Below are 24,622 nucleotides of genomic sequence, written 5' to 3' on the forward strand. Positions count from 1 at the left end.
TCAGGTCTTTTCTTCGAGGTGACATCAAACCGTTGAAATTGCTGAAAACATGGTGCAATTCCCGGTGATGAATCGTTTTGCCCTGCTCATTGCCGCGCTGGCCGCACCTTCCCACGCTGCGGCGCAGACGCCGGACTTCCTTGCCGCCGCCCTTTGTGAACCGCCCTATTCCACCGGCAATGCCATCGACCTTTACGAAGCGGCGGAAAAGCTTGCCAAGCCCGACACTTCTTCGCTCGGCGCCGCGATCTATCATTTGCCTGCGCCGATTGAGCGGGACGGCTTCAAGACGCAGGATGTCGTTTTTGCCGGGATGTCGGTCGGCGTGCTGCTGGAGGGCGCCGTGGCGGCGGAACTGGGCAAGCGGTACGCTCTGTCGGCCGAGAAGAGCCACCTTTTCGGCGCCTCCACGACTGGCTTTGCGCGGGTTCTGCCTGAAGAACAGCAGGGCATGAAAGACCTGGGCCTGATCTCCATCGTGGCGCGGGAGGGTCCGGCGATGCCGGGCAAGACGCTGCTGGCCTGCGAATTCGTATCCAATGAAGACCGCGCGGCGCTGGAAGCCTACGACCAAGGGAGACCCTAACCCTGGCCCCCGGCCAGTAAGGGCACGGATCCGCCGAAGCTGCCGGGCAGCTTGTCGCAAGCCGGACCCTCACCGAAAGTCGCCAGGAGGACAGCGGTTCGGCGCGATGCTAAGGGGCCGCCATGCGCGCCATCCACCATATCGCCATCATCGGATCGGACTACCAACGCTCCAGAGCGTTCTATCACGAGACGCTGGGCCTGCCGATCATCCGCGAGATCTTTCGCGAGGAGCGGGCCTCCTGGAAATGCGACCTCGACGCGGGCAACGCCCAGATCGAACTGTTCTCCTTCCCCAAGCCGCCCCCACGTCCGTCGCGGCCGGAAGCCTGCGGGCTGCGCCATCTTTCCTTCGCCGTAGCCGACCTCGATGCCGAAGTGACCAGGCTAGAAGTCAGGGGCGTGGCCTGCGAACCGATCCGTATCGATCCTTACACGGACAAGCGCTTTACATTCTTTACCGACCCCGACGGGCTTCCGCTCGAACTTTACGAGGTCGATCCGGTTGGATAGCGAAGGATGATCGTGTTTTAAAACAGTGACTTGTTGTTGATAGTGAGGACGAGAACTTACATGAACCGGCTTGGTTTGACGGCATGGCTCTGTATGGCGGGCCTGCTGCCGGCACCCGCTTATGCCGCCCCCGAAAAGGTCATCCGGACCGTAGACCTGGCTGCTCCTTTCGAAGCGCGCTCACCCTGGCAATTGATCGTAAGGCAGGGCAGCGAGGAGGAAGACCCTTCCGGCGAAATGGCCCCCGGACCCATCACAGCCTGTATCTCCCGGGATCGGGGGCGTTCTTGCCATCCCGCGACTTCTTCGGCCTTGCGGCTTCCTGCTGGAGACGACGCGTTCTCCGTCCCGCACTATCTCCAACGTGCGGACGTGGTCCGGCCGGGCAGCGGACATCCGCTGCTGCTGGTCCAGTTCGCAAGTTTCCACGCCGGCAACAACGACCAGCGCATCGGCCTGCAACTCTACGCCTATGACCGGGTGAAAGACGATTTCGCCCTGGTATTTGCGCGGAGAACCGGCCGGAACAACAATCAGGAGCTGCGCTATGTCGAGGCGGGACCGCTGCAGGGTGCCGTGATCGCTGCCGAGCCTACCGGCGATGCACCCTATGCCTACTGGATCACCGTCGATCGCCCCTCCCCGCAAGGCCCCTATCGGCAGGTCCTGCGGTTCCGCAGTGCGACGACCTATGGGGATGGCAATCCTCTCGCGGTCATAGATGCCGAAATGCCGAACATCTACAATCGGCTCGGCCTGTGGCGCGCGGGCCAAGCTCTGCCGCTGCCCGCCTCGGGGTGCCCGCAGCCTCGTCTCGTGAAAATGGCACTCTGGTGCAGATAGCAGCCGCAGGCGATTGATTTGCTTGCGGCAACTGGCAAGAGGCTCCGGTTGCTGTATGGAGTGCACCATGCGTTATCCGACTCTTGCCGCCTCGCTCTTCGCTGCCCTCGGCGCCGCCCTCACCCCCACTGCGCCGGCCATGGCCTGGGGCGCGATTGGGCACCGCATCACCGGCGCCATCGCGGACGAGAACCTGAGCGGCGTCGCCCGGGCTCAAGTGCGCCTCCTGCTCGGCAACGAAGACCTGGCCGAAGCAGCGACCTGGCCGGACGACATGAAGTCCGACCCTTCCGATTTCTGGCAGAAGAAGGCCAGTCCCTGGCACTATGTCACCGTGCGCGAAGGCGATGCCTACAAGGCTTCCGACGCGCCGCCGGAAGGCGATGCGCTCACTGCCCTGCCCCGCTTCACCGCCACCTTGCGCGATCCGAAGGCATCGATCGAGGACAAGCGCCTGGCCCTGCGCTTCATCGTCCACATCATCGGCGATCTGCACCAGCCTCTCCATGTCGGCGGCGGCACGGATCGCGGGGGCAATGACTTCAAGGTGACGTGGTTCGGCAAGGAAACCAACCTGCACTCGGTGTGGGATTCCGGGATGATCGAACAGCGCTCGCTGTCCTACTCCGAATATGCGCACTGGCTGTCGCGCAAGATCACGCCCGAGCAGGTCGTGGCCTGGAACGTCCGCGACCCGCAAGTCTGGACCTCGGAGAGCATCGCCCTGCGCAAGACGATCTATCCGAAGCAGCCCTCCATTTCCTGGGACTATGCATATCAGCACCGCGCCGAAATCGATGACCGCCTCGAACGCGCGGGTGTCCGTATCGCGGCCTACCTGAACTGGATCTTCGATCAGGAAGCGCCCGCCGCAAAGTGACGGGCGGGGCCAATGAGTCGCGGACACCGAAACCTGGGGACACCATGAGCTTTTGCGAAACGATCTGGGCCGATGTGGCGCCCCTGCGCCGTGCGATCCTGGCTCATCCGTTCCTGGACGAGCTGGCCGAGGGCACGCTCGCGCCCGAGAGCTTCCGCCACTACGTCGTACAGGATAGCCTCTACCTTGCCGAATATGCCCGCGTGCTGGCAATCGCCGCGGCCCGCGCGCCCACGGCGGCAGGTCGACTGGAATTCTCGGATGGCGCCAAAGTGGCCGTTCAGGTCGAGGAAGCGCTGCACCAGGCCTTCTTCGCCCAGTTCGGCGTGACGGCGGAAACGGCGGCAGGTAGCGAGGCTTCGCCCGCGTGCCTGGGCTATACCGGCTACCTCGCAAGCCTGGCCGCGACCCGCAGCTACGAAGAACTGATCGCCGGAATCCTGCCCTGTTTCTGGGTCTATTGGGAAGTCGGCTGCGCGATCAAGCCGCGCGCGGCCTCTCCCAATCCCTATGCCGCCTGGATCGACACATATGCCGCGCCCTCGTTCGGAGAGGCGACCGACCGCGTGTGCAGGCTGGTGGATGAAGCCGCAGCACATGCCTCGCCCGCGATCCGAAAGGCCATGGCAACGGCCTTCCGCAACGCTACGCGCTTTGAATGGATGTTCTGGGATTCCGCCCACCGCCTGGAGCAGTGGCCGATCTAGGCCTTCCCGTCGCCGGGCTTCAAACGGCTCAGGCGGATTCCGCGGCCACCCATTCGTCGAGATCCGGCGACTGCCCGATGAGCGCAAGGCCATGCGCGATCGAGGTCAATTCGTTGCCAGTGGCGATGCGGCCATCCCCGAAACGCTGCTCGAACAGAGCGCGCACCGCGGGAATGAGCGAGGAGCCGCCGGTCAGGAAAACGTGGTCGATCTCATCGGCGCGCAGCCCGGCCTGAGCCAGAGCACCATCGACCGTCTCGCCGATGCGCTGGAGATCCGGCGCGATCCAGCTTTCGAATTCCTGGCGGCTGACATCGGCCGAGATGGTCAGTGCCTCGCTCTCGAAGTGGAAAGCACCGTGGTCCGCGCCTGATAGCGCTCGTTTCAAGCGGCCGACAGCCTCGTAAAGCCCGAAGCCGAGTTCGTGCTCCACCACGGCGATCATGCGATCGATGGCGGCCGGATCGGTCGCCCCGTGCTTCAGCTTGGCCAACTGCTCCAGCGTGCGGCGGTTACGCATCATCGCCAGGCGTGACCAGTCGCCGAAGTCGGCGAAGTGGCCGGGCGGGATTTCCAGCACTTTGTCGAAGGAACGATAGGTGCCGCCCTTGCCGAGCAGCGGCAGCACCAGATGGTCCATGATGCGGTAGTCGAAGCGGTCGCCGGCGATGCCGATACCGGCAGAGCCCAGCGGCTCGCAGCGCCGCACCGTGCCCGGTGCGTTCACGCGCACGATCGAGAAGTCGCTGGTACCGCCGCCGAAGTCGGCCACCAGCAGGGTCGCGGGTTCCGTCAGGCGCGATGCGAAGCTGAATGCCGCACCGATCGGCTCGTAGACGTAGTGAACCTGACGCCCGAGCAGCTTGAACATCGCATCGTAGCGTGTCCGCGCCAGGGCCTCATCCGGCCGGGAGCCGACGTAGCGCACCGGCCGGCCGACCACCACGCGCTCGGGCAAGGCGCGCAGGGCATCCCCGGCATGGGCGACAAGGTGCTTGAGGAATACCTGGCCCAACTCTTCGAAACGCAGGCGCTTCTCGAAAAGCGTGGCCTGTTCGAAAGCCGGGTTGGCCGCTACCGACTTGAAGGATTGCAGGAAGCGCGAGCCTTGCGGGAATTCGAGGAATTCCGAGATCGCCCAGGGGCCGGCCTCATGCGCCAGCCCGCCGGGCACGCCCTCTTCCTGCCAGAAGCAAAGCGCCGAACGGAACACCGAGCCGGGACCACCCGGTGCAGCGAACTCCACGAGTTCGGCCCCTCCGGCATCGTCTGCCAGCGCGATGACCGAATTGGTGGTCCCGAAGTCGATACCGACCGAGCGAGGACCATCGGAACGGGAAGTGACCGTGCTGGCCGGCATCTGGGAGGTCCTTGCTGCAAACGCGAAAAAACGGAGCGCCGCGCCTATCGCAGGCGCGCCCCGCTCGCGCAACTCCCTCTCTCAGCTGCCCGCGGTTTACTTGCTCAAGGTCCGCCGCACGGCATCGTGCCAACCGTCGATCAGCACCTTGCGGGTCTGGCAGCTCATCTGCGGGGTGAACAGGCTTCCCTGAGTCCAGGTTGCCGCCAATGCGTCGAGGTCAGGCCAGACACCCGTCGCCAGACCGGCATGGAAGGCGGCGCCCAGCGCGGTCGTTTCCAGATGGACCGGCCGTTCCACCGGGGCGTCGAGCATGTCGGCCAGGAACTGGCAGAGCCAGTCGTTCGCCGCCATGCCGCCATCCACGCGCAGCTTTGCAAGCTCCTCGCCGCCGTCCGAGACCATGGCGCGGGCGAGGTCCATGGTCTGGTAGGACACCGCCTCCAGCGCTGCGCGCGCGAGATGGGCCTGGGTGGCGCCAAGCGTCAGCCCGAAGATCGCGCCGCGCGCGTCCGGGTCCCAGTGGGGCGCCCCGAGACCGACGAAGGCGGGCACCATGTAGACGCCGTGGTTGCTCGGAACCTGCGTGGCCATATCGTTGGTTTCGCGGGCATGGGTGATGACGCCGATGCCGTCGCGAAGCCACTTCACGGCAGCGCCAGCCACGAAGATCGAGCCTTCCAGCGCATAAGTCATCTTGCCGCCAAGGCGGTAGGCCGGGGTGGTGAGCAGGCGATTCTCCGATGCCACCGCTTCCGATCCGGTGTTGAGCAGCATGAAACAACCGGTTCCGTAGGTCGACTTGGCCATGCCGGCTTCGAAGCAGGCCTGTCCGAAGAGCGCGGCCTGCTGGTCCCCGGCGACACCGGCCAGCGGGATCTCCACGCCGAACAAGTCCTTGCTGGTCATCCCGAAGATATGTGCATTATCATGCACTTCCGGAAGCATCTGCACAGGCACTCTGAACAGGCGGCACAGTTCCTCGTCCCAGCGCTGTTCGCGAATGTTGTAGAGCAATGTCCGCCCGGCATTGGTGACGTCGGTGGCGTGGACTTTCCCGCCCGTCAGGCGCCAGAGCAGAAAACTGTCGATCGTACCGAAGGCCAGCTCTCCGCGTTCGGCGCGCGCACGGCCATTGTCGACATTGTCCAGAATCCAGGCGAGCTTGGTCGCAGAGAAATAGGGATCGATCAGCAGGCCGGTGCGGGCGCGCACGTCGGGTTCGGCGCCGTCGGCCTTGAGCTCGGCGCAGAGCCGGGCCGTGCGCCGGTCCTGCCAGACGATCGCCCGATGGATCGGCTTGCCGCTTTCGCGCTCCCAGACGACCACGGTCTCCCGCTGGTTGGTGATGCCGATCCCGGCGATGGCCGCCGCACCGACGCCGCTACGTTCGATAGCCTCACGCGCCACTTTCACGGTGTCGCGCCAGATGTCCTCCGCATCGTGTTCGACCCAGCCCAGGTCGGGGTAGTGCTGCTCGAACTCGCATTGGGAAGTCGCGACCGGGCGAGCGGCGTCATCGAAGACGATCGCGCGCGTCGAAGTGGTGCCCTGGTCGATGGCGAGAACGTGGCGGGGCTGGGTCATAGCGGGGACTCTCCGAGGGTATCTTGTCGTTTCAGTCAAGCGTCAGATGCGGCGGCGTCCTGCCTCGATTTGCGACCCGAGGGCAGGTAGGGCTTTATGGCGATCTGGTAGAGGCCCGCTCCGGCCACGCCGCCCACAAGGGGCCCCGCGATCGGAACCCACCAGTAATTGCCGGGGCTGGGCAGCGCCGAACTGCCCCAACCGGCGAAGTAGGCAAACAGGCGCGGGCCGAAATCGCGGGCCGGATTGATCGCCCAGGCTTCGAGGTAACCGCCCGAAGCGCCGATCATGGCGACCAGCAGGCCGATCATCAAGGCGCCCGAATTGGCGCGTGGTGCCATGTCGTTGAACTCATCGGTAATGGCGAAAATGCCCAGGAGCAGCATGCCGGTGAGGATGACCTGATCCCAGAACGCGTGGATCGGCGTGATGTGTTCACCGGGATGCGTAAAGAACACGCCCGCCGCGCCGCCGGTGGCGCGGGTCATGCCGTGGGCGGCATTATAGGCGTCGATCACGGGATGATAGAGTTGCAGCACCAATGCCGCGCCGATCATCCCGCCCAGCACTTGCGCGGCCCAGTAGGGCAGCACTTTCCTTTTCGGAAATCCGCGAAACAGCATGAGCGCCAGAGTGACGGCCGGGTTGGCGTGAGTGCCGGAGACGGAGCCCGTCACATAGATCGCCATGGTGACGGCAAGGCCCCAGGCGATGCAGACGCCCCAATAGGCCTGGGCGTAAGGGCTGGGATCGTAGAGCGTGATCATGGCAGCGGCGGAATCGCCGATCGTGATGATGATGATCACTGCCAGCATTTCGGAAATCAGTTCGCCGCGCAGCGCGCGCAGGTCATCTGCCACCATGGATCCTCTCGCAACTCTGCTTGGTTCGGGCATCTGCACACGCTTTCGAACGAACGTCAACAGTTTCGTTTGCATTTTCGTATTTCGAACTCTATTTTCAGAAAACGAAAGTCATCCCGTGAAGTTGCCAGAGAACCGAAATGCCCAAGCCCCAGGGAGAAGTCGCCATGCAGCCCCCCGCCCCGGACGATGTCTATGACCTTCTGATCGTGGGCGGCGGCGTGAACGGCGCGGGGATCGCGCGCGATGCCGCGGGGCGCGGCCTCTCGGTGCTGCTGGTGGAGCAGGACGATCTCGCCAGCCACACCTCCTCTTCCTCCACGAAGCTCATCCACGGCGGACTGCGCTATCTGGAATATTATGAGTTCCGGCTCGTGCGCGAAGCACTGATCGAACGCGAGCGCCTGCTGGGCATGGCGCCGCACATCATCTGGCCGCTTCGTTTCGTGCTGCCGCAATCGCTTTCGCCGCGCCCGGCCTGGATGGTCCGCCTGGGCCTGTTCCTCTACGACCACCTCGGCGGCCGCAAGAACCTGCCCGGCACCGAGACGATCGACCTCGATCGCGGCACGCAGGGCAATGGGCTGAAAACGCAAAATTCGAAAGGCAAAGGAAAGGCTTTCGTCTATTCGGACTGCTGGGTGGAAGACAGCCGCCTGGTCGTGCTCAACGCGATGGACGCCGCCGCGCGCGGGGCCCGGATCGAGACCCGCACGCGCCTGACCGGCGCCGTCACGCAGGACGGCGAGTGGCTGGCCACGGTCGAGAATGCCCACGGCCCGCGCCAGGTCCGCGCGCGCATGCTCGTCAACGCGGCCGGTCCCTGGGTGGATGCGGTCCTGCGCAACCTCGGCCGGGCGAGGGACGACCGGGGCGTGCGCCTGGTCAAGGGCAGCCATATCGTCGTGCCGCGCCTTTACGAGGGCGACCATGCCTTCATGCTGCAGAACCCCGATCGGCGGATCGTCTTCGCAATCCCTTACGAGCAGGATTTCACGCTGATCGGCACGACCGACGAGCCCTGGACCGAAGCCCCCGGCAAGCCCTCGATCAGCCCGGGCGAGGTCGATTACTTGTGCGAAACCGTCAACCGCTACTTCGACCGGGGCGTGACCCCGCAGGACATCGTCTGGAGTTATGCCGGAATCCGGCCGCTCTATGACGACCACGCCGCCAACGCCTCTGCCGTGACGCGCGACTACGTGCTGGACTTCGAGAAGGGCGATGCGGGACAGGCCCCGATGCTGTCGATCTTCGGCGGCAAGATCACGACGTTCCGCAAACTGGCCGAACATGCGATGGAGCACATCGCCGAACTCTTCCCAGAGGCCGCCAAGCCCTGGACCGCAGGCGCGGTGCTGCCGGGCGGAGACATTGCGAAAGGCGATTTCGAGGGCTTCCTTGGCGAACTGGAGAGCACTTATCCCCAGATGCCGTCTGCGCTTCTCCGCCGCCTCGCCCGCGCTTACGGCACGCGTGCCCGCACGATCCTGGCCGATGCCCGCACCCCTGCCGATCTGGGCCAGGACTTCGGCGGCGGCCTCCATGCCCGGGAGATCGACTATCTGACGAACGCGGAATGGGCGCGCGACGCGGAGGATATCCTGTTCCGCCGCAGCAAGCTGGGCCTTCATGTGCCGCCGGGCGCCGCCGAAGCGATCGATACCTGGCTCGCGCGCGATTGATCGATGCGGCCCGGCCGCGCTAAGGGTTCGATCCATCCAGGGGCGAGACCGCAAGAAATGATCGAGAGCACGGCGGAGAGCAACGGCGACATCGTGGCCCAGCGCCGCGCACATATCCTGGAGATCGCGCGCGGTGCCGGCAGCGTGAGCGTGGACGATCTTGCGGAGCGCCTGAGCGTGACCCCGCAGACCATCCGCAAGGACCTGAACGTCCTGGCCGGGCAATCTCTGCTCTCGCGAGTTCACGGCGGCGCGCTCATCACTTCCGGCGTGGACAATCTGGCCTATGACAAGCGCCGGGATGTCGCCTCCGATGCCAAGGCGCGGATCGGCGCTGCCGCTGCAGCGCTGATCCCGGACGGGGCCTCGCTCTTCGTCAACATCGGCACGACCACCGAAGCCGTGGCGGCCAATTTCACACACCATCGCAACCTGATGGTGATCTCCAACAATCTCAACGTGATCGACACCCTCTCCAGCCACCCCGCGCTCGAACTGGTCAGCGTGGGCGGCAAGGTCAGGACCGGCGACCGGGCCGTGGTAGGCGCGCTCGCCATGCGCTTCATCGAGAATTTCCGCGTCGATTATGCCCTGATCGGCATTTCGGCACTGGACGCCGATGGCAGCCTGCTGGACTTCGCCATCGACGAGGTCGAAGTTTCGCAGACGATCATCCGCAACGCCCGCAAGGTGATCCTCGTGGCCGATTCCTCGAAAGTCGGGCGTTCCGCCCCGGTGCGGGTCTGCGGCATGGAAGCCATCGACTTTTTCGTCTGCGACCGTATTGCCGATCCCGACTTGCGCAGCGCCTGCGAGCGTAACGGCGTGAACCTGATCGAAACGCAGCTGCCCGGCGCCTGAAAGGCTCTCAGGGTTTCAGGATCCAGGAGTGAAGATGTCCCGCGCGAAACGGTGGAAGACGGTATTGCCGACCGCGCTGGGCGTGGCGGCGGCAGGGTTCGCCCTGATGCGCGCCAACCGGCTGCCACGGCGCGACGTACCTTCCGAGCCCCCTGCCCGCCATCGTGGCGAACCGCCGCTGGCCCGCGCGGCCAGCGAGCGCGCCGCGCGCAATCCGGGACAGTCCGGCGTCCATCTCTTGACCGACGGGGTCGATGCCTTTGCCGCGCGTCTGCTCCTCGCCCGCGCCGCAGAGCGCACGCTCGACCTGCAATATTACATCTGGCACGGCGACCGTACCGGCACCCTCCTGCTGGAAGCGGCTTTCGAGGCGGCCCAGCGCGGGGTCAGGGTGCGCCTTCTGCTGGACGACAACGGCATCGCCGGGCTCGACCGCGTACTCTCCGCACTGAACGACCATCCCAACATCGAAGTGCGCCTCTTCAATCCCTTCCGCATCCGCTACCCCAAGGCGATCGGTTTCGCGGTGGACTTCGGCCGGCTGAACCGCCGGATGCACAACAAGAGCTTCACGGTCGACGGGGCGGTCACCATCGTCGGCGGGCGCAATATCGGCGACGAGTATTTTGGCGCAGGCGACGGTGCGCTGTTCGCGGACATGGACGTACTGGCCATCGGGCCGGTCGCCCGCGACGTGGAAACCGATTTCCAGCGCTATTGGGACTGCCAGTCCGCCTATCCCGCCCGGCAGATCCTGCCACGCGTCGGCGCACGCCAGCTTGCCAAGCTGCGGTCGCGCGCTTCCATCGTCGAGCGCGACCCTTCGGCGCGCCGCTATGTCGAACGTCTGCGCAGCCTGCCGCTGGTTCGTGAATTCGTTGCCGGCGAGCTTGATTTCGAATGGACCGAGGTCGAGCTGATCAGCGACGATCCCGCCAAGACCCTTGCGGACCTCGATCACGAGCGCCTGCTTGCAGGCAAGCTGGACGGCGCGATCGGCGATCCGCACCGCGAGCTGGCCATCGTCTCGGGATACTTCGTCCCCGGCGAACAGGGTGCCGAGCAGCTCTGTGCCCTCGCCCGTGACGGCGTCCAGGTGACCGTGCTCACCAATGGCTATTCGGCGACCGACGTGGCGCTCGTGCACGCGGGCTACGCACCCTGGCGCAAGGCGCTGCTGGAAGCGGGCGTGCGCCTGTTCGAAACGGCGGCCCAGGTCCGCGATGCACCGTCCAAGAAACAGCGCCGCGAGGGTAATCGGCTCGGCATCGGCAGCCGGTTGCGGGCATCGGGCAGCGGATCCTTCGCGGCCTTGCGCTCGGGTGCCTCGACGATCCACGCCAAGACCTTCACGGCCGACCGCGAGCGTGTCTTCATCGGATCGTTCAACTTCGATCCGCGGTCGCTGAAGCTCAACACCGAACTGGGCTTCATCATCCACAGCCCGCTCATCGCGGGACAGGTTGCGGACGCCTTCGAAACGATCGTGCCCGATGCCGCCTATGCCGTGACGCTCGGGCCGGATGGCGCCCTGACGTGGAGCTGCGGCACCGGGAGCGAACGCACCGTCCAGCGGAACGAGCCGGGCATGGGCTCGCTGGATCACCTGCTGGTCGGCGTGGCGAGCCATCTTCCGATCGGCTGGCTGCTCTGAAAGGCATTTTCTAACCGGGTGGCATCGCCGGATGACCCGGAAAGTACGACAAACCAACTGCGCTGACCGGCGTGCTGCCTGAGGATCGGAGATAGGCTCTGGTCTTGTCCGGCATGTTCGGTCATCCTGCGGATCCGGTCCTTTCAGGCCCGGTTCTTTCAGGAGACTGCGTGTACCAACCGACGATGTTTGCCGTGGGCGCCATGATCGCCGCTACCGCCGCCGCTCCGGCCGCGCTGGCGGATACACCGCGCGAGATCCTGACCGCCGCGGCATTCCAGGCCCCTGACAAGAAGAAGGCGCTTGCGCTCATAGGACAGGCGATCGCCGCCTCGGACCGGATACTCGCCGCGCGCCCGGGTGACCGGGAAGCCACGCTCCAGCGCGGCGTCGCCATCGGCTACCGCGCCAAGCTCACGCGCAGCCGAACCGACGCACGCACCTCGCTGGAGATCTTCCAGCGCCTCGCCGCGCAGAACCCCCGCGATCCCGAAGCACAGATGGTCATCGCCGGCTGGCATCTCGACGCCATCGACCAGCTTGGCGGGCTCATGGCCCGCACCATGGTCGGTGCCAGGGCCGATGCCGGAGAGGCCGCGCTTTCCCGCGCCGTTTCGCTGGGGGGAGACAGGGCGTTCTACCTCGGCCTGGCCGCCATGATGCACATCCGCAAGGACCCCGCCGATGTCGCGCAGGCCCGCCGTTGGGCCGAGGCTGCGGCGGGCGCTTCCGCGCCGACACCGCTCGACGCCCAGATGAAGCGCGCCGCGGCAGCCATTCTTCCCTCCCTTCGCGCCAACGACGGCAAGGCCGCCGCCCGGCTCGCCCGCAAGCTGCTGCCGTTCGGCAAGCTGGCGGACTAGGCTGGAAAGGCAAACCGCGGGTTTCATTTCGCGGCCGAATGCCTATATGCCTGCTGTCGGCACGCCCGCGTGACAGATGGACGGCCAATTCGACGGAGGGGATCTTACAAGTCCGCGAATTCGAAAGTTGCCCATGTCCCTTCCCCTCCCCAGCTCGCAGGCCCCATGTTGAGGCCGCGCCGTCGCGGCATGGCCTCGGTCAATGCGGAAGTGCGCGACGGTATCGTCCCCGCCGCCGGTTCGCTCGCCAAGACACGCGACGAAGGCCCCGCGGTTTCGGGCGCGAACTATCGGCTGGTGGCGCTCATCATCGCTTCTGCCCTGTTCATGGAATTCGTGGACGCAACCGTTCTGGCAACCGCTTTGCCGACCATGGCGCGGGACTTCGGGGTGCGACCGCAGGAAATGAGCGTGGCGCTCACCTCCTACCTGCTGGCATTGGCGGTCTTCATCCCGGCTTCGGGCGTGATCGCGGACCGCTTCGGATCGCGAACGGTGTTCCGCGCCGCCATCCTGCTTTTCGTTCTCGGCAGCCTTGCCTGCGGCCAGTCCTGGACGCTGGAGATGATGGTCGTCTCGCGGTTTCTCCAAGGCGTTGGCGGGGCCATGATGATCCCCGTCGGCCGGCTCGTCCTGCTGCGATCGGTGGCGAAGCAGGACATGGTCAATGCGATGTCCTGGCTGCTGGTGCCGGCCCTGATCGGCCCGATCATCGGCCCTCCGCTGGGAGGCTTCATCGTCACTTACCTCGACTGGCGCTGGATCTTCTACATCAACCTGCCGATGGGGGTGCTCGGCTTCTGGCTGGTCGGCCGCTTCATCGCCAACATCCGCGAGGACCAGCCCGCGCCGTTCGACGCGCTGGGCTTCCTGCTGAGCGGGCTCTCGCTGGGCTGCCTGCTGTTCGGTTTCGAGATGGCCAGTCGTCCGAACGAAGGCGCGCTGGCGGCCGCGCTCATCGTTGTGGGCCTCGTGACGGGGACGTTCTATGTCCTCCACGTGCGCAAGCGGGAAAGCGCGATCCTGGACCTTTCGCTGCTGCGTGACGAGACGTTTCGCCTGTCGGTGATCGCCGGTTCGATCACGCGCATCACCCAGGGCGCGCAGCCCTTCCTCTTGCCCCTGATGATGCAGGTCGGTTTCGGTTTCTCGGCAGCGCGCAGCGGCACCATCACGGTGGCCACGGCGATCGGCTCGCTGGCCATGAAAAGCTTCGCCCCGCGCGTGCTGCGCCGCTTCGGTTTCCGGCGCGCGCTGGTGTGGAACGGCGTGATCGCCACGGCCGGCTATGCGATCTGCGGCCTGTTCAATCCGAGCTGGCCGGTCTGGGCGATGTTCTGCGTGCTGGGCCTGTCCGGTTTCTTCATGTCGTTCCAGTTCACCGCCTACAATACGATCGCCTATGACGGCATCGACAAGACGCAGATGAGCCGCGCCACCGCGTTCTACTCCACCTTCCAGCAGCTCATGCTCTCGCTGGGCATCTGCGTGGCCGCACTTGCGCTGCACCTCGCGATGATGGCCAACGATCACGCCGCGCCGTCATTGGCCGATTTCTCCATCGCCTTCTGGGTGGTGACGGCGATCTCGCTGACGGCCTCGTTCTGGAACCTGCGCTTCGCGCCCGACGCCGGGTCCGAGATCAGCGGTCACGCCGAAACCGGACAGCCCGAGCGCCGGGAAGAGCACGCCTGACGAATTGACCTCGATCATGGTGCCCTGCCTTCCAATAGTGCAGGCACTCCCGGCGAGGAATGGAAAAGAGAAAGCGCGATGATGACGCATGACGTTGTGGTGGTGGGTGCCGGTCCCGCAGGCCTCGCTTTCGCCGCCGCGCTGGCGGGATCGGGACTGCGCATCGCCGTGATCGAGCGACAGCCCGCCTCGGTACTGGCCGATCCGCCCATGGACGGGCGCGAGATCGCCCTGACCCATCGTTCGATCCGCGCCTTGCAGGAACTGGGCGCCTGGCCGCTCATCGACGCGGAGGCGATCGCGCCGCTGCGCGAAGCCCGTGTGCTGAACGGCGGTTCTCCTTTCGCGCTCTCCTTCGGGAGCGGCGATGCGGAAAGGCTGGGGCAGCTCGTCCCCAACCACCTCATCCGCCGGGCGCTGTTCAGGGTCGTGGCGGACTTGCCAGAGGTCGAGGTGCTGGCAGGCCGGAGTGTTGCGTCCATCGACGGCGCAATCGGCAACGGCGCGCAAGGCGTATCCGTCAGCCTGAAAGATGGCAACCGGCTCGAAGCACGCCTGCTGGTGGGCGCGGATTCCCGGTTCTCCTTCGTGCGCGAGCAGCTGGGCATCGGCGCGGAAGTGAACCGTCTGGGCCGCTCCATGCTGGTCTGCCGGGTCACGCATGAAGGCGAGCATCAGGGTATCGCGACGGAATGGTTCGACCATGGCCAGACGATGGCGATGCTGCCACTGAACGGCCGCCGGTCTTCCGCCGTGCTGACGCTGGCGTCGGCCGAGATCGCGCAATTGGCCGCGCTCGATGCCGAGGCGCTGGGCGCCGAGCTGACGCGCCGCTACGAAAGCCGACTGGGACGGATGCAGGCCATCGGCAGCCCTCATGTCTATCCCCTGGCCACCACGTATGCCCATCACTTCGCGGCCCGGCGCGCGGCGCTGATAGGCGATGCCGCCGTCGGCATGCACCCGGTGACCGCTCACGGCTTCAATCTGGGCCTGGCAAGCGCCTGCTCTCTGGGCAAGCTGGTCGCTCAGGCGGCCTTGCAAGGCGATGACATCGGGGGCGGCATGCTGCTCCGCCGCTACGAGGCCGCGCACCGGCTGGCCACCCGGCCGATCTATACCGCGACCAATCTGATCGTCGGGCTCTACACGGCCGAGCATCCCGCGGCACGCGCGGCGCGCCATGCCGGGTTGAGGGCCGCGGCCCGGCTGCCGCTCGTCTCCAGGAGCGTCAGCAGACTGCTGATGCAGCGCTGAGCCCCCCTTCCTCCATCACCCGTATTGCTGTTCCACCAGCCCATGAACGCGGCGGAACGCGGCATTGGCACCCTCGATCACCCGCATTTCTTCCGCCTCGTCCAGCGCCACCTCGTCCAGCGCCCCGGTGAACGAGCGCCAGTGCTGGGCTCGGCCATCGGGATGACCGGCCAGATGGCGCGCGCCGTGGTTCTCGTCGAGCCCCAGCGCGCGGGCCATCTTGAACAGGAAGGCCGCGCCGAGGTTGGATCCCTCGGCCACATAGAGCCAGCCGAGTGCCGTCGGCACGTCGATCTCTCCGCCCGCGAAGCGCGGTGCCTCGGTCTGCTCTGCCGGCGCAAGCGACAGGTCCGCCAGATCCTGCCCGATCTGGGCAAAGCGCCGACGCTCGGCGAGATCGGGCACCAGGGCCGCGATTGCCGGATCGTCGTAGAGCGCGTCGATGTCGCGGTGGAAGGCGTGTTGCACGGCCAGGAAGCGACCGTAATTGGCCAATGCCGCGAAGGGCTCGCCCGCCATGATCCGCTTGTCGAGCTGGTCGTGCGCCTGCATGGTAGCCGCCTTGAGACGCTTCGCCCTTCCGACTTCGGATCCGCTACCGGCTCCGATTTCGGGGCCGGTTTCAGCCGGGGTCTGAAGTGTCGTATTCATGGGAAGTCCTTCTTCGATTGCCACATGAAAACCGGGGCGCGGCCTCAGCGCCCCGGCATGTCATGTCAGAACGCCAGTATCATCGAGGCCTTGTAGGTCCGTCCCGGCTGGCTGTAATAGCTCTGCGAGACCGTGGCGCTGTCCGAAATGTCGAGCGCGTTGTAATAGGTCTTGTCGAGGATGTTGTATACGCCGCCCTGAAGGCGCAGGCCCTCGAACAGCCCCGGCTTAACCCATGCCGTAAAGTCGACGATGCCGTAGCCCGGCGTCTTGTTGATGGCCGATGTCGGGTCTTCGACCTTGTTTCGCTTGGCAGCCACGGTGGCGGAAAGGTCGGCCCCGAAGCGCTCCTGGCTATAGCCGAACCCGGCGATGCCGCGCAGTGGCGGGATCGAGTTCAGGTAAGTGTCCTCATCCGTGTCCTTGCCGTGGGCATAGGCGATGGAACCCCAGACGCGCCAGTTTTCCGTCAGCGCCCACTGGGCACTGGCCTCGATGCCGTAGATGCGGACATGGGCGCGGTTGACGTACTTGAACACACCGAAGGGATAGCTGCCGCTAAGCCCGGCGGCCGAGGCCGTCGTGGTGATGGTGTCGATGAAGTTGCGATAGTAGTTGTCGTAGAAGCTGACTTTGGCGCCGCGCTTGGCATCGCCGAATTTCAGGCCCAGTTCGTAGCCCTTGCTCGTTTCCGGCTTCAGGTCCGGGTTTCCGATGCTGACGTAGCTGCCGGTGCCGCCATAGGTCAGGTAGAGTTCCGTGGCGGAAGGCGCGCGGAAGGCCTGGGCATATTGCGCATAGGCCGTCAGCCCCGGCACGACATCGTATTCGGCCATGATCTTGGGCGAAAAGCGGGAGTCGCTGGAGCGTTCGGGAAGGCCCTCATAGGCCGCATTCACCGTATAGCTCGGCGTGTCCTGGGGTGTGCGGCGATACCAGTCGAAACGCAGGCCCGGCGTCAGGTGGAAGGCGCCAAACGTCATCCGGTCCTGCAGGAACAGGCCGAGATCGATGCCGTCGACATCGGGCATGTCGGACTGGTTCACATGGAGAAACGAGCACGAATAGATCGCCGCCGTGCAGTTATCGACGCCGGACGCATACTGCGTCGTCCTGGTCGCATAGACTTCGCCGCCGAGGCTGATCGCATGTTGCACCGCGCCGGTGGCCGCGCGCCCGACGATGGAGCCGTTCGCACCCCAGGATTCGTCCTGAAGATCGCTGTCGCGGTCGTACTGCCCTATCGGCGCGGTCTTGCGCATGGCCTGCGTATACGTGCGCAGGTTCAGGCGCTGCCAATAGCCTACGAGGTGAGCCTCCTGAACGAAGCCCTCGCCTTCGGCCTGATAATCGTAGGTACCGGCAATGCGCTTGCGCTTGTTCTGCTCCAGAGTGCCATAGGACGAATAGGTCGACCCGATGCTGGTGAGCGTGTCCTCGTCGTAGCTGCGCTTGAAGGTCTCACCCGTCAGGCCGATGCGGTGGCCGCCGCCCAGGTACTGGTGGACCTTTACCAGCAGGTTTTCCTGGTCATAGGCCGCAGGGTTCCGGGCGGTCCGCGTCGTGCCGGTACCATAAATCTTGCCCTGGTTCTCGGTCTCGTGGCCGTTCTGGTAGCCGCCCTGGATCAGGACCAGCGTGTCTCCGGTACGGAAGGCGGCAGCCTGGTTGAGATAGACGCTGTCGCTGGCGCTGTCATACGTCGCCTTGCCGAGCGCGCCCTGCTTCTTGCCATCCGTCAGCAGGTCCTCCGGATCGAGCGTGCGGACCGCAAAGACCCCGCCGAGTGCGCCTTGGCCGAAGTAGCTGGAATCCCCGCTCTTCACGACATCGATCGCGCTCAGCGAGTTGAAATCGAAGGCCGCGACGCCGCCCTGCACGCCCCGCGCCCCGTCGCTCATCCACGGCAGACGGATCCCGTCCACCGTCGTCAGCACGCGATTGGCGTCGAGGCCGCGGATGTTGATGCTCTGGTTGTTGGTGTTGAAGTTCACCCCCGCATCCACGCGCCGGGCGTAATCGGCGATATTGTCGACCATGCGCTCACGAAGCGTTTCGGCCGTGGTGGTGGTGGTGAGGACGGCCGGCTTGCCGGCGGCATTGCGGTCGACGCCCTGCTGCTGATTGCCGATCGCCGTATCCTCGACGCGGACGGAACCGAGCTTGACCGTGTCTTCGCTGGAAGTGGCGGCACCGTCGGCCGCCTGGGCCTGTGCACCGGCGCAGAGGATCGCCGCGGCGGCAAGGGCGGAAGTCTGTTTCAGCGCGCGCAAAAGCGCACGCCGCTTGGGAGAAGTCATTGATGCAAGATCCTAATGCTAATGATTCGCAGAAGCGTTACTTGCACAATGTCGCAGCGAAATTTCAATCCGCCTTTTCAATTTACGGTGGAGATCGGAACTTTCCCGCCAGCCCCGTTCGCAATCCCGCCGTGCGTCGCCGGAACGTTTCCGAACCGCCACCGCGATATGATGCCCAGGAGAGATTTCACCTGCCCGCAGGATCGTGGAAAATGGCGGCAACCGGCAGGAAAGCCGGATGGGGAACGGGAGGACACATATGCCGCGAATTTCGAAGCTGAAACGAATGGCGTCGCTGGGGGCGCTTGCATCGGCCCTGGTCGCGGGATCGGCCAGCGCGCAAACAGGAAGCGAAGTCGCCCCCGCTGCCGCACCGGGTTCGGCTGGTTCCAACCCCCTGGGCCAGAACGGCGAAATCATCGTCACGGCCCAACGCCGTGCCGAACGGTCCGTGGATGTGCCGATCACGGTGACGACGCTCAGCGAGGAAACGCTGAAGGAAACCGGTGTGCGGCAGCTTTCCGACATGTCCAAGGTCGTCCCGGCCCTGCGCTTCGACAAGGCGGGCGTCTACACCCAGCCCACGATCCGCGGCGTCGGAACGGCGATCACCACGTCCGGCGGTGGCCCCAACGTGGCGACTTATGTCGATGGCTTCTTCCTGCCCAGCGCCGCCGCAACGGACTTCCAGCTACTCAAGGTCCAGAACATCCAGGTTCTGAAAGGGCCGCAGGGTACCCTGTTCGGCCGCAATACCACCGGCGGCGCGATCCTGGTCACCACGGCCGAGCCCAGCCAGGACGCAGCGGGCGAATTCCGCGTGTCCTACGGCCGGTTCGATACGGTCGAAGTCCAATCCTATGCAACCTCGGGCATTACCGAGGGCGTCGCTTTCGATGTGGAGGGCCTCTATCGGCGCAGCGACAACTTCCAGCGCAACATCATCGACGGCAACGATCAGGTCGGCAAATACAACCGCTGGTCGATCCGCACCGGCCTGAAAGCCGATCTGACACCGGATATCAGCGTGCTGCTGCGCTACACCCATGCGCAGACGGACGATCCCTCATCGCTGATGCACAATGCCTTCGTGGACAAACAGGGCACACCGTGGATCTACCAGTTCACGCCTGCGGGTCTCTACGCCACGAAACCCAACGAAGTGGCGCTCAATCCTGCGGACGGCATCGGCGCCCGTACCAACACCGACGTGATCCAGGGCACGATCAAGGCCGATCTCGGGTTTGCCAACCTCACTTCCTACACCCAGTTCCGCGACGAACGCGTCACCAGCGTGCAGGACCTCGACGCGACGGCCCTGCCGATCTTCACGATCCGCATCGGTTCCAACAGCAAGACTTTCACGCAGGAGGTATTGCTGAGTTCGAAGGCCGGATCGCCGCTCCAGTGGACCACCGGCGTCTACTACTTCCGTAACCGGGACACCTGGCCCACCGACGCCAAGCTGGGCACCGCACCTTTTGCGCGTAACGGCGAATCCGGGACGCTATCTCAGTCCATCGCCGTCTTCGGGGACGCCACCTACGAGGTCACCCCGCAGTTCTTCGTGACGGCCGGTGCGCGCTACAGCCACGACTGGGTCGACCAGGCCTACTTCCTGCGCGCGCTTACCGCCTCGGTCTACGAGGATGAGAACGGCAACGCCGTGCCCTTCGGATCCTTCGCGACAACCCCTCTCTACACCCGTTTCGACGTGCCCAAGCTGACGAACAACCGCGTCACCCCGCGCTTCGTCCTGCGCTACAAGCCCAACGAGGAATCCAGCGTCTACGCTTCCTTCACGCAAGGCTACAAGGCAGGGCTGCTGAACGTCGGCGGCTATTCCTACCGCCCGGTCAAGCCCGAGAAGATCAATGCCTACGAACTGGGCTACAAGTACGGCGACGGCCGCTTCACCGCCGAACTTTCCGGATTTTACTACGACTATAAGAACCTGCAGGTGTCGAGCTTCCAAGCCGGAACCGCCCGCATCACCAATGCTGCCAGCTCGGAGATCTACGGCATCGAAGGCCAGGCGAGCGCCCGCGTCACCAACGACCTTACCGTCAGCGGCGGGCTTGCCTGGACTCACGCCCGCTACAAGACCTTCCCCAACGCACCGTTCTATCAATTCTGCGACCCCGCGGCCGTCTTCGGTACCTCGCCGGTGGCCTGCACGCCGCCAAGCCTTGGCGGCCTTGGTCCCGGTGCCCTGGTCGAGACCACCACGGATGCCAGCGGCTTCAAGATGCAGCGTACCCCTGCGCTGACCGGCAACCTGGCGGTGTCCTACGGCATCGACCTGGCGGGCGGCCGGCTGAACCTGTCCAGCAACCTCTACTACACGTCCTCCTTCTATTTCGGCATCGCGGAGCAGTTCAAGCAGAGCCAGTACGCGCTCCTCGGCGTGCGCGCGGAATGGGTCGATCCTTCGGACAAGATCTCGGTCGCTCTGTTCAGCGAGAACGTCACCAACCATCGCTACCGCGCCGCCGTGAACTACGCCTCGCTCGGCGTAGGCAGCATCTGGGCCGATCCGATCACTTACGGTCTCACCTTGGGCGTGAAATACTGACCAGGCGCGGAAGCGCCTCTGCCTGAAAGGCGACGCCTTTTCGTTGCGCAATCGGCCGGGTCAATCTAGGATATCGAATGTCCATGATTGACCCGGCCGGCGCATGAATCTCAAGAACCAGGTGGAATGGGCGCTCCATTGCTGCTCCGTGATGGCCAGTCTGCCCGAAGGCCGTTATCTCTCGACCCGCAGCCTTTCCGAATTTCACGGCGTGCCCAAGGAATATCTCGGCAAGGCCTTGCAGGGCCTGTCCAAGGCCGGGCTTGTGCATACGACGCTGGGTCCAAGCGGCGGCTACCGCCTCGCCAGGCCGGCACAAGCCATCACCTTCCTCGAAGTGGTGGAGGCGGTGGAAGGCCGCAAGTCGACATTCCAGTGCAACGAGATCAGGGCGAACAACCCCTGCCGTCCGAAAGGCCTCTGCGACGACAAGCCTTGTGCCGTCGCCCGCATCATGTGGCGCGCGGACGAGGCCTGGCGCCAGACGCTGGCGGCCGTGACGCTGGCAGACCTGCAGGAAACTTTGCAGGAGGACGTGCCCGCCGACCTGCTCAAGCGCAGCTTCGACTGGCTGATGGAGCGGGCAGGCTGAAAGGGGCGAAAACCGCCCCTTCGCGCAAGGCTGCCCGCGCAATTCAGGCCAGATTGGCCTTTTCGAGGCCATAGAGCTTGTCCGCCGAACCGGGCACGGCCTGGAACGCTATGGCCAGTCGGTTCCAGGCGTTGATCGTCATCACCGCGAAGTTCAGGTCGACGATCTCCTTCTCGGAAAACGCCTCGCGAACCTCGGCATAGACCGCGTCCGGGACGCCGCCCTCACCCAGTCGGGTCACCGCCTCGGTCCAGGCCAGAGCCGCCCTTTCGCGCGCATTGAACAGCGGCGATTCCCGCCAGATCGCGACGTGATGGACGCGCAGGTCCCGCTCGCCGTGAATTCTCGCTTCCTTGACGTGCATGTCGAGGCAGAACGCGCATCCGTTCAACTGCGATGCGCGGATGTCGACAAGCGTCAACGTGTTCTGCTCGATCGAGCCGTTCTTCACCGCTGCCGAGAGATCCATCATCTTGCGAACGAGTTCGGGAGCCTGCTTCGCATAATCGATACGCTGGGACATTCGCTTCATCCTTCGGGATTGCTAATACGGATATTAGATATCCGTATTAGCAATCCCGTCAAGCGCCCTTATCTTTACAAGGGCGTCTCATCCGTGCCGCCGGTGTCGTCGGGCAGTCACTTCGACAGGCCATAAGGCGGCTGTGACCCTTCCGATTCCCCGCACCATCGCCCGCTTCGAGAACGATCGGTGCCCTCATGCGTTTATCCCCATCACGATGGCAGTCGCCGGACGGGACATCCTCCTCTCCGACAGCGCGCCGTCTCCCGAGCCGCCGGCCGCGGCCTGTCAACCGGAGGGCCTGCCATGACAGCGGTCGCGAACGAGGAAGCCGAGCTCAAGCTGGAATTGGCCCCGGACAGCGCCGATCAGCTCGAAGCCTCGGGGTTGTTCGCGGGCGAGCCCGCCCTCATCCCGCAACATGCCATCTATTTCGACACCCCCGATCACGACTTGTCCAAGGCCGGGCTATCGCTGCGCGTGCGTCGCGACGGTTCGAAGCGGGTGCAGACGGTCAAAGCCGACGGCCCCTCGGCCGGCATGTTCATCCGGCCCGAATGGGAGCGTCCCGTTCCGGATGACGAGCCGATCATCGACCATACCACGCCGATCCCGGCGCTGTTGGGAGACCGCATTGCCTCGCTCGCCCCGGTGTTCACGGTGGACAACGAGCGCCGCCTCTGGGTCCGGGACGGCATCGAGATCACGCTCGATCGCGGCCATGTCATTGCGGCCGAGCGTGAAACCCCGGTCTGCGAAGTCGAACTGGAACTGAAGGAAGGCAGCGCCGCCGCGCTCTTCGCCCTGGCGCGCCGGATCGATGCGATAGCTCCCGTTCGCATCGGCGTATCGAGCAAGGCCGAGCGCGGCTATCGGCTGCTCGGCCCGGCCCCCACCGCAACCAAGGCGCCCCGTGTCGGGCTGGAAACCGAGATGGACGCCGGCAAGGCATTCCAGGCGATTGCAGCGGCTTGCCTGCGCCATTTCCGGCTCAACGAGCCACTGGTACTGGATCACCGCGACGGCGCAGCCCTGCACCAGTCCCGCGTCGCCATCCGCCGCCTGCGCTCCGCACTGACGCTCTTCAAGACCCTGTTCCCGGACGAGACGCGCCGCCGGTTCAATGGCGAACTGCGCTGGCTGGCCGGGGAACTGGGCAAGGCGCGAGACCTGGACGTGCTTGCGGACCAGGCGAGCGAAGGGCCGCTTCTCGACCGCATCACGACGGCGCGGGACGATGCCTATCTGGGGGCCATCGCAGCGCTCGATTCCCGGCGCGCGCGCATGCTCATGCTGGACCTGTCGGAATGGCTCGTTACCGGAGACTGGCTGACCGACGAGGATCGCCGCGCCTTACGCGAAACCACGGCGCGCGAATTTGCCGCCAATGCCCTCGAACGCTTCCGCCGCAAGGTCAAGAAAGGTGGGCGCCGGCTGGAGAAGCTGGACGATCATGCGCGCCATGAAGTGCGCAAGACCGCCAAGAAGCTGCGCTATGCCACGGACTTCTTCGTGGCGCTTTTCCCCGAGAAGCGTGAGCGCCGCCGCCACAAACGCTTCGTTTCCGCGCTGGAGGAACTGCAGGATCGCCTGGGTCTGCTCAACGATCTTGTCGGCGCCCCGGAACTGCTCGACAACCTTGGTCTCGCCGATGCGCCCGGGGCATCTCACCTGCTGGGCCACGACAAGAAGGCGGACCTTCTGGAAGCCGCCGCAGAGGCTTACGAGACTTTCGTCGATGCAAAACGCTTCTGGCGCTAAGCGGCGCCGTCCAGATCAGCAGGGAAGATGGAGGCGCGCGAAGTCCCCGTCGGTCGAGCGGCCCAGCATCGCGCGGTAGTCCGCGAAATGCGGCATCGCGTCCGTGACGAGGCCCAGCGGCGGATCCTCTCCCTCCGGCAACTTGCGCAAGGCGAGCGGTGCGGCGGCGGGTACGAGCTGCGACCCGCTGCCCACTTCCAGCGTTGTCAGTATCCCGAAGAGCTGACCATCGATCGTGGGCCGCGACAGGATGGCCAGGCGGTACTGGCCCTGCTCGTTCGTCACCAGATAGATGTGTCCGGACAGGTTCGGCATCGAGACATGGCCGGCCTGCTCGAACCGGGAATCCGAACGGCCTGATTCCGCAAAGCCGAGGCAGGCCTTTTCCGGCACCCAGCGCACGGTGGTGAGATAGGCGAATAGGCCGCCCGGCGTGCCGAAACTCGGCCTGATCGTCAGATAGCGACCTTCGAGCCAGGCAACGGCCGAGCGGGCATAGGCCCCCATGGACTCCGGCGCCACGTCGCCCAGGACCGGCGCCGCGGCAGGCGCAGGACGGCCCGCGCGCAAGTCGACACCCAGCGCCTCCTCGATGCGCAGCAGCGTTGCCAGCGTGAAGGAGCGCTTGCCTGCCAGCGCCTTTTCCAGGGTGGACAGGCTGATGCGCGCCATGTCCGCCAGCGCCTGACGCGAAATGCGACGGCGGGCGATCTCCTCGCGCACGAGGCGAGCGGTTTCGGCGCCCTCGGCCGAAAGCGGTGAGGAATCGGCGGGCTCTGTTTCGGTCACTGTCATCGTGCGTCTCTTTCCGCACAAATCCGCACATGTCGTCAATCATTTCGTGCGCGTTCCGCATTCCCACACATG

General features: G+C 65.2%; 21 protein-coding genes. 14 read left to right on the forward strand and 7 right to left on the reverse strand.

Annotated features, from left to right (window positions below; all coding sequences use genetic code 11):
- Positions 1-67 precede the first annotated feature (67 nt).
- The 5 genes from EDF57_RS20150 to EDF57_RS20170 all read left to right on the forward strand — a co-directional run bounded on the left by EDF57_RS20150 (position 68) and on the right by EDF57_RS20170 (position 3,528).
- A complete protein-coding gene (locus tag EDF57_RS20150) occupies positions 68-586 on the forward strand; it encodes a hypothetical protein (protein ID WP_134095533.1) in 519 nt (172 codons plus the stop codon).
- Between the two features lie 122 nt (positions 587-708).
- Positions 709-1,098: a VOC family protein gene (locus tag EDF57_RS20155; RefSeq protein ID WP_134095534.1), complete on the forward strand. Its 390-nt coding sequence runs from the start codon at positions 709-711 to the stop codon at positions 1,096-1,098.
- A 60-nt stretch (positions 1,099-1,158) separates the two neighbouring features.
- Positions 1,159-1,941 (forward strand): hypothetical protein, encoded by a 783-nt coding sequence (locus EDF57_RS20160; protein WP_134095535.1) that lies wholly within the window; start codon positions 1,159-1,161, stop codon positions 1,939-1,941.
- A gap of 139 nt (positions 1,942-2,080) precedes the next feature.
- On the forward strand, positions 2,081-2,821 hold the full coding sequence (locus tag EDF57_RS20165) for a S1/P1 nuclease (protein WP_243841199.1): 741 nt from the start codon (positions 2,081-2,083) through the stop codon (positions 2,819-2,821).
- Between the two features lie 44 nt (positions 2,822-2,865).
- Positions 2,866-3,528, forward strand: coding sequence for a TenA family protein (locus tag EDF57_RS20170; protein WP_134095538.1), 663 nt, complete (start codon positions 2,866-2,868; stop codon positions 3,526-3,528).
- Positions 3,529-3,556: 28 nt separating this feature from the next.
- Here EDF57_RS20170 and EDF57_RS20175 read toward each other — a convergent pair whose 3' ends face one another.
- The 3 genes from EDF57_RS20175 to EDF57_RS20185 all read right to left on the reverse strand — a co-directional run bounded on the left by EDF57_RS20175 (position 3,557) and on the right by EDF57_RS20185 (position 7,335).
- Entirely contained in the window at positions 3,557-4,888 is a 1,332-nt protein-coding gene (locus EDF57_RS20175; RefSeq protein ID WP_134095539.1) for an Hsp70 family protein, read from the reverse strand.
- Between the two features lie 96 nt (positions 4,889-4,984).
- Entirely contained in the window at positions 4,985-6,475 is a 1,491-nt protein-coding gene (glpK, locus tag EDF57_RS20180) for a glycerol kinase GlpK (protein WP_134095540.1), read from the reverse strand.
- A 35-nt stretch (positions 6,476-6,510) separates the two neighbouring features.
- Positions 6,511-7,335: an MIP/aquaporin family protein gene (locus EDF57_RS20185; protein ID WP_243841162.1), complete on the reverse strand. Its 825-nt coding sequence runs from the start codon at positions 7,333-7,335 to the stop codon at positions 6,511-6,513.
- Between the two features lie 143 nt (positions 7,336-7,478).
- On the opposite strand from EDF57_RS20185, the gene EDF57_RS20190 reads away from it, so the two are divergent.
- The 6 genes from EDF57_RS20190 (at position 7,479) to ubiM (ending at position 15,353) form a co-directional block, all read left to right on the forward strand.
- Positions 7,479-9,023: a glycerol-3-phosphate dehydrogenase gene (locus EDF57_RS20190; RefSeq protein WP_243841163.1), complete on the forward strand. Its 1,545-nt coding sequence runs from the start codon at positions 7,479-7,481 to the stop codon at positions 9,021-9,023.
- Between the two features lie 57 nt (positions 9,024-9,080).
- Complete coding sequence (locus EDF57_RS20195) at positions 9,081-9,884, forward strand: DeoR/GlpR family DNA-binding transcription regulator (RefSeq protein ID WP_132265732.1); 804 nt, start codon at positions 9,081-9,083, stop codon at positions 9,882-9,884.
- A 34-nt stretch (positions 9,885-9,918) separates the two neighbouring features.
- On the forward strand, positions 9,919-11,538 hold the full coding sequence (locus EDF57_RS20200) for a phospholipase D family protein (RefSeq protein ID WP_134095541.1): 1,620 nt from the start codon (positions 9,919-9,921) through the stop codon (positions 11,536-11,538).
- 185 nt (positions 11,539-11,723) lie between these two features.
- Positions 11,724-12,401 (forward strand): hypothetical protein, encoded by a 678-nt coding sequence (locus EDF57_RS20205; RefSeq protein ID WP_134095719.1) that lies wholly within the window; start codon positions 11,724-11,726, stop codon positions 12,399-12,401.
- Between the two features lie 165 nt (positions 12,402-12,566).
- Positions 12,567-14,096, forward strand: a complete 1,530-nt coding sequence (locus EDF57_RS20210; protein WP_134095542.1) for an MDR family MFS transporter — start codon at positions 12,567-12,569, stop codon at positions 14,094-14,096.
- 81 nt (positions 14,097-14,177) lie between these two features.
- Positions 14,178-15,353 carry a 5-demethoxyubiquinol-8 5-hydroxylase UbiM gene (gene ubiM, locus EDF57_RS20215; RefSeq protein WP_243841164.1) on the forward strand — a complete coding sequence of 392 codons (1,176 nt, stop codon included), beginning with the start codon at positions 14,178-14,180 and terminating at the stop codon, positions 15,351-15,353.
- Between the two features lie 15 nt (positions 15,354-15,368).
- Here ubiM and EDF57_RS20220 read toward each other — a convergent pair whose 3' ends face one another.
- Entirely contained in the window at positions 15,369-16,004 is a 636-nt protein-coding gene (locus EDF57_RS20220; protein WP_134095545.1) for a biliverdin-producing heme oxygenase, read from the reverse strand.
- 65 nt (positions 16,005-16,069) lie between these two features.
- Positions 16,070-18,304 (reverse strand): TonB-dependent hemoglobin/transferrin/lactoferrin family receptor, encoded by a 2,235-nt coding sequence (locus tag EDF57_RS20225; protein ID WP_134095547.1) that lies wholly within the window; start codon positions 18,302-18,304, stop codon positions 16,070-16,072.
- Between the two features lie 286 nt (positions 18,305-18,590).
- On the opposite strand from EDF57_RS20225, the gene EDF57_RS20230 reads away from it, so the two are divergent.
- Positions 18,591-20,879: a TonB-dependent receptor gene (locus EDF57_RS20230; protein ID WP_243841165.1), complete on the forward strand. Its 2,289-nt coding sequence runs from the start codon at positions 18,591-18,593 to the stop codon at positions 20,877-20,879.
- A 103-nt stretch (positions 20,880-20,982) separates the two neighbouring features.
- Positions 20,983-21,471, forward strand: a complete 489-nt coding sequence (locus tag EDF57_RS20235) for an Rrf2 family transcriptional regulator (protein ID WP_134095550.1) — start codon at positions 20,983-20,985, stop codon at positions 21,469-21,471.
- Positions 21,472-21,514: 43 nt separating this feature from the next.
- Here the strand turns inward: EDF57_RS20235 and EDF57_RS20240 are convergent, their stop codons facing one another.
- Positions 21,515-21,994, reverse strand: coding sequence for a carboxymuconolactone decarboxylase family protein (locus EDF57_RS20240; protein ID WP_134095551.1), 480 nt, complete (start codon positions 21,992-21,994; stop codon positions 21,515-21,517).
- Between the two features lie 306 nt (positions 21,995-22,300).
- On the opposite strand from EDF57_RS20240, the gene EDF57_RS20245 reads away from it, so the two are divergent.
- The gene (locus EDF57_RS20245) at positions 22,301-23,755 is read left to right on the forward strand and encodes a CHAD domain-containing protein (RefSeq protein ID WP_134095553.1); all 1,455 of its coding nucleotides are present in this window, start codon (positions 22,301-22,303) and stop codon (positions 23,753-23,755) included.
- A 15-nt stretch (positions 23,756-23,770) separates the two neighbouring features.
- Here the strand turns inward: EDF57_RS20245 and EDF57_RS20250 are convergent, their stop codons facing one another.
- A complete protein-coding gene (locus tag EDF57_RS20250) occupies positions 23,771-24,550 on the reverse strand; it encodes a helix-turn-helix transcriptional regulator (protein ID WP_134095554.1) in 780 nt (259 codons plus the stop codon).
- Between the last annotated feature and the right edge of the window lie 72 nt (positions 24,551-24,622).

Origin of the sequence: Novosphingobium sp. PhB55 (genome assembly GCF_004368805.1) — a bacterium.
Taxonomy (GTDB): domain Bacteria; phylum Pseudomonadota; class Alphaproteobacteria; order Sphingomonadales; family Sphingomonadaceae; genus Novosphingobium.

What these genes read in the sequence shown, in the direction of transcription:
- EDF57_RS20155 (WP_134095534.1), top strand. Translation starts at nt 709, where the DNA reads ATGCGCGCCATCCACCATATCGCCATCATCGGATCGGACTACCAACGC.
- EDF57_RS20210 (WP_134095542.1), top strand. Translation starts at nt 12,567, where the DNA reads ATGTTGAGGCCGCGCCGTCGCGGCATGGCCTCGGTCAATGCGGAAGTG.
- EDF57_RS20160 (WP_134095535.1), top strand. Translation starts at nt 1,159, where the DNA reads ATGAACCGGCTTGGTTTGACGGCATGGCTCTGTATGGCGGGCCTGCTG.
- ubiM (WP_243841164.1), top strand. Translation starts at nt 14,178, where the DNA reads ATGACGCATGACGTTGTGGTGGTGGGTGCCGGTCCCGCAGGCCTCGCT.
- EDF57_RS20190 (WP_243841163.1), top strand. Translation starts at nt 7,479, where the DNA reads ATGCCCAAGCCCCAGGGAGAAGTCGCCATGCAGCCCCCCGCCCCGGAC.
- EDF57_RS20200 (WP_134095541.1), top strand. Translation starts at nt 9,919, where the DNA reads ATGTCCCGCGCGAAACGGTGGAAGACGGTATTGCCGACCGCGCTGGGC.
- EDF57_RS20175 (WP_134095539.1), bottom strand. Translation starts at nt 4,888, where the DNA reads ATGCCGGCCAGCACGGTCACTTCCCGTTCCGATGGTCCTCGCTCGGTC.
- EDF57_RS20240 (WP_134095551.1), bottom strand. Translation starts at nt 21,994, where the DNA reads ATGTCCCAGCGTATCGATTATGCGAAGCAGGCTCCCGAACTCGTTCGC.
- EDF57_RS20235 (WP_134095550.1), top strand. Translation starts at nt 20,983, where the DNA reads ATGAATCTCAAGAACCAGGTGGAATGGGCGCTCCATTGCTGCTCCGTG.
- EDF57_RS20245 (WP_134095553.1), top strand. Translation starts at nt 22,301, where the DNA reads ATGACAGCGGTCGCGAACGAGGAAGCCGAGCTCAAGCTGGAATTGGCC.
- EDF57_RS20195 (WP_132265732.1), top strand. Translation starts at nt 9,081, where the DNA reads ATGATCGAGAGCACGGCGGAGAGCAACGGCGACATCGTGGCCCAGCGC.
- EDF57_RS20150 (WP_134095533.1), top strand. Translation starts at nt 68, where the DNA reads ATGAATCGTTTTGCCCTGCTCATTGCCGCGCTGGCCGCACCTTCCCAC.
- EDF57_RS20220 (WP_134095545.1), bottom strand. Translation starts at nt 16,004, where the DNA reads ATGAATACGACACTTCAGACCCCGGCTGAAACCGGCCCCGAAATCGGA.
- glpK (WP_134095540.1), bottom strand. Translation starts at nt 6,475, where the DNA reads ATGACCCAGCCCCGCCACGTTCTCGCCATCGACCAGGGCACCACTTCG.
- EDF57_RS20165 (WP_243841199.1), top strand. Translation starts at nt 2,081, where the DNA reads ATGGCCTGGGGCGCGATTGGGCACCGCATCACCGGCGCCATCGCGGAC.
- EDF57_RS20205 (WP_134095719.1), top strand. Translation starts at nt 11,724, where the DNA reads ATGTTTGCCGTGGGCGCCATGATCGCCGCTACCGCCGCCGCTCCGGCC.
- EDF57_RS20225 (WP_134095547.1), bottom strand. Translation starts at nt 18,304, where the DNA reads ATGACTTCTCCCAAGCGGCGTGCGCTTTTGCGCGCGCTGAAACAGACT.
- EDF57_RS20250 (WP_134095554.1), bottom strand. Translation starts at nt 24,550, where the DNA reads ATGACAGTGACCGAAACAGAGCCCGCCGATTCCTCACCGCTTTCGGCC.
- EDF57_RS20170 (WP_134095538.1), top strand. Translation starts at nt 2,866, where the DNA reads ATGAGCTTTTGCGAAACGATCTGGGCCGATGTGGCGCCCCTGCGCCGT.
- EDF57_RS20230 (WP_243841165.1), top strand. Translation starts at nt 18,591, where the DNA reads ATGGCGTCGCTGGGGGCGCTTGCATCGGCCCTGGTCGCGGGATCGGCC.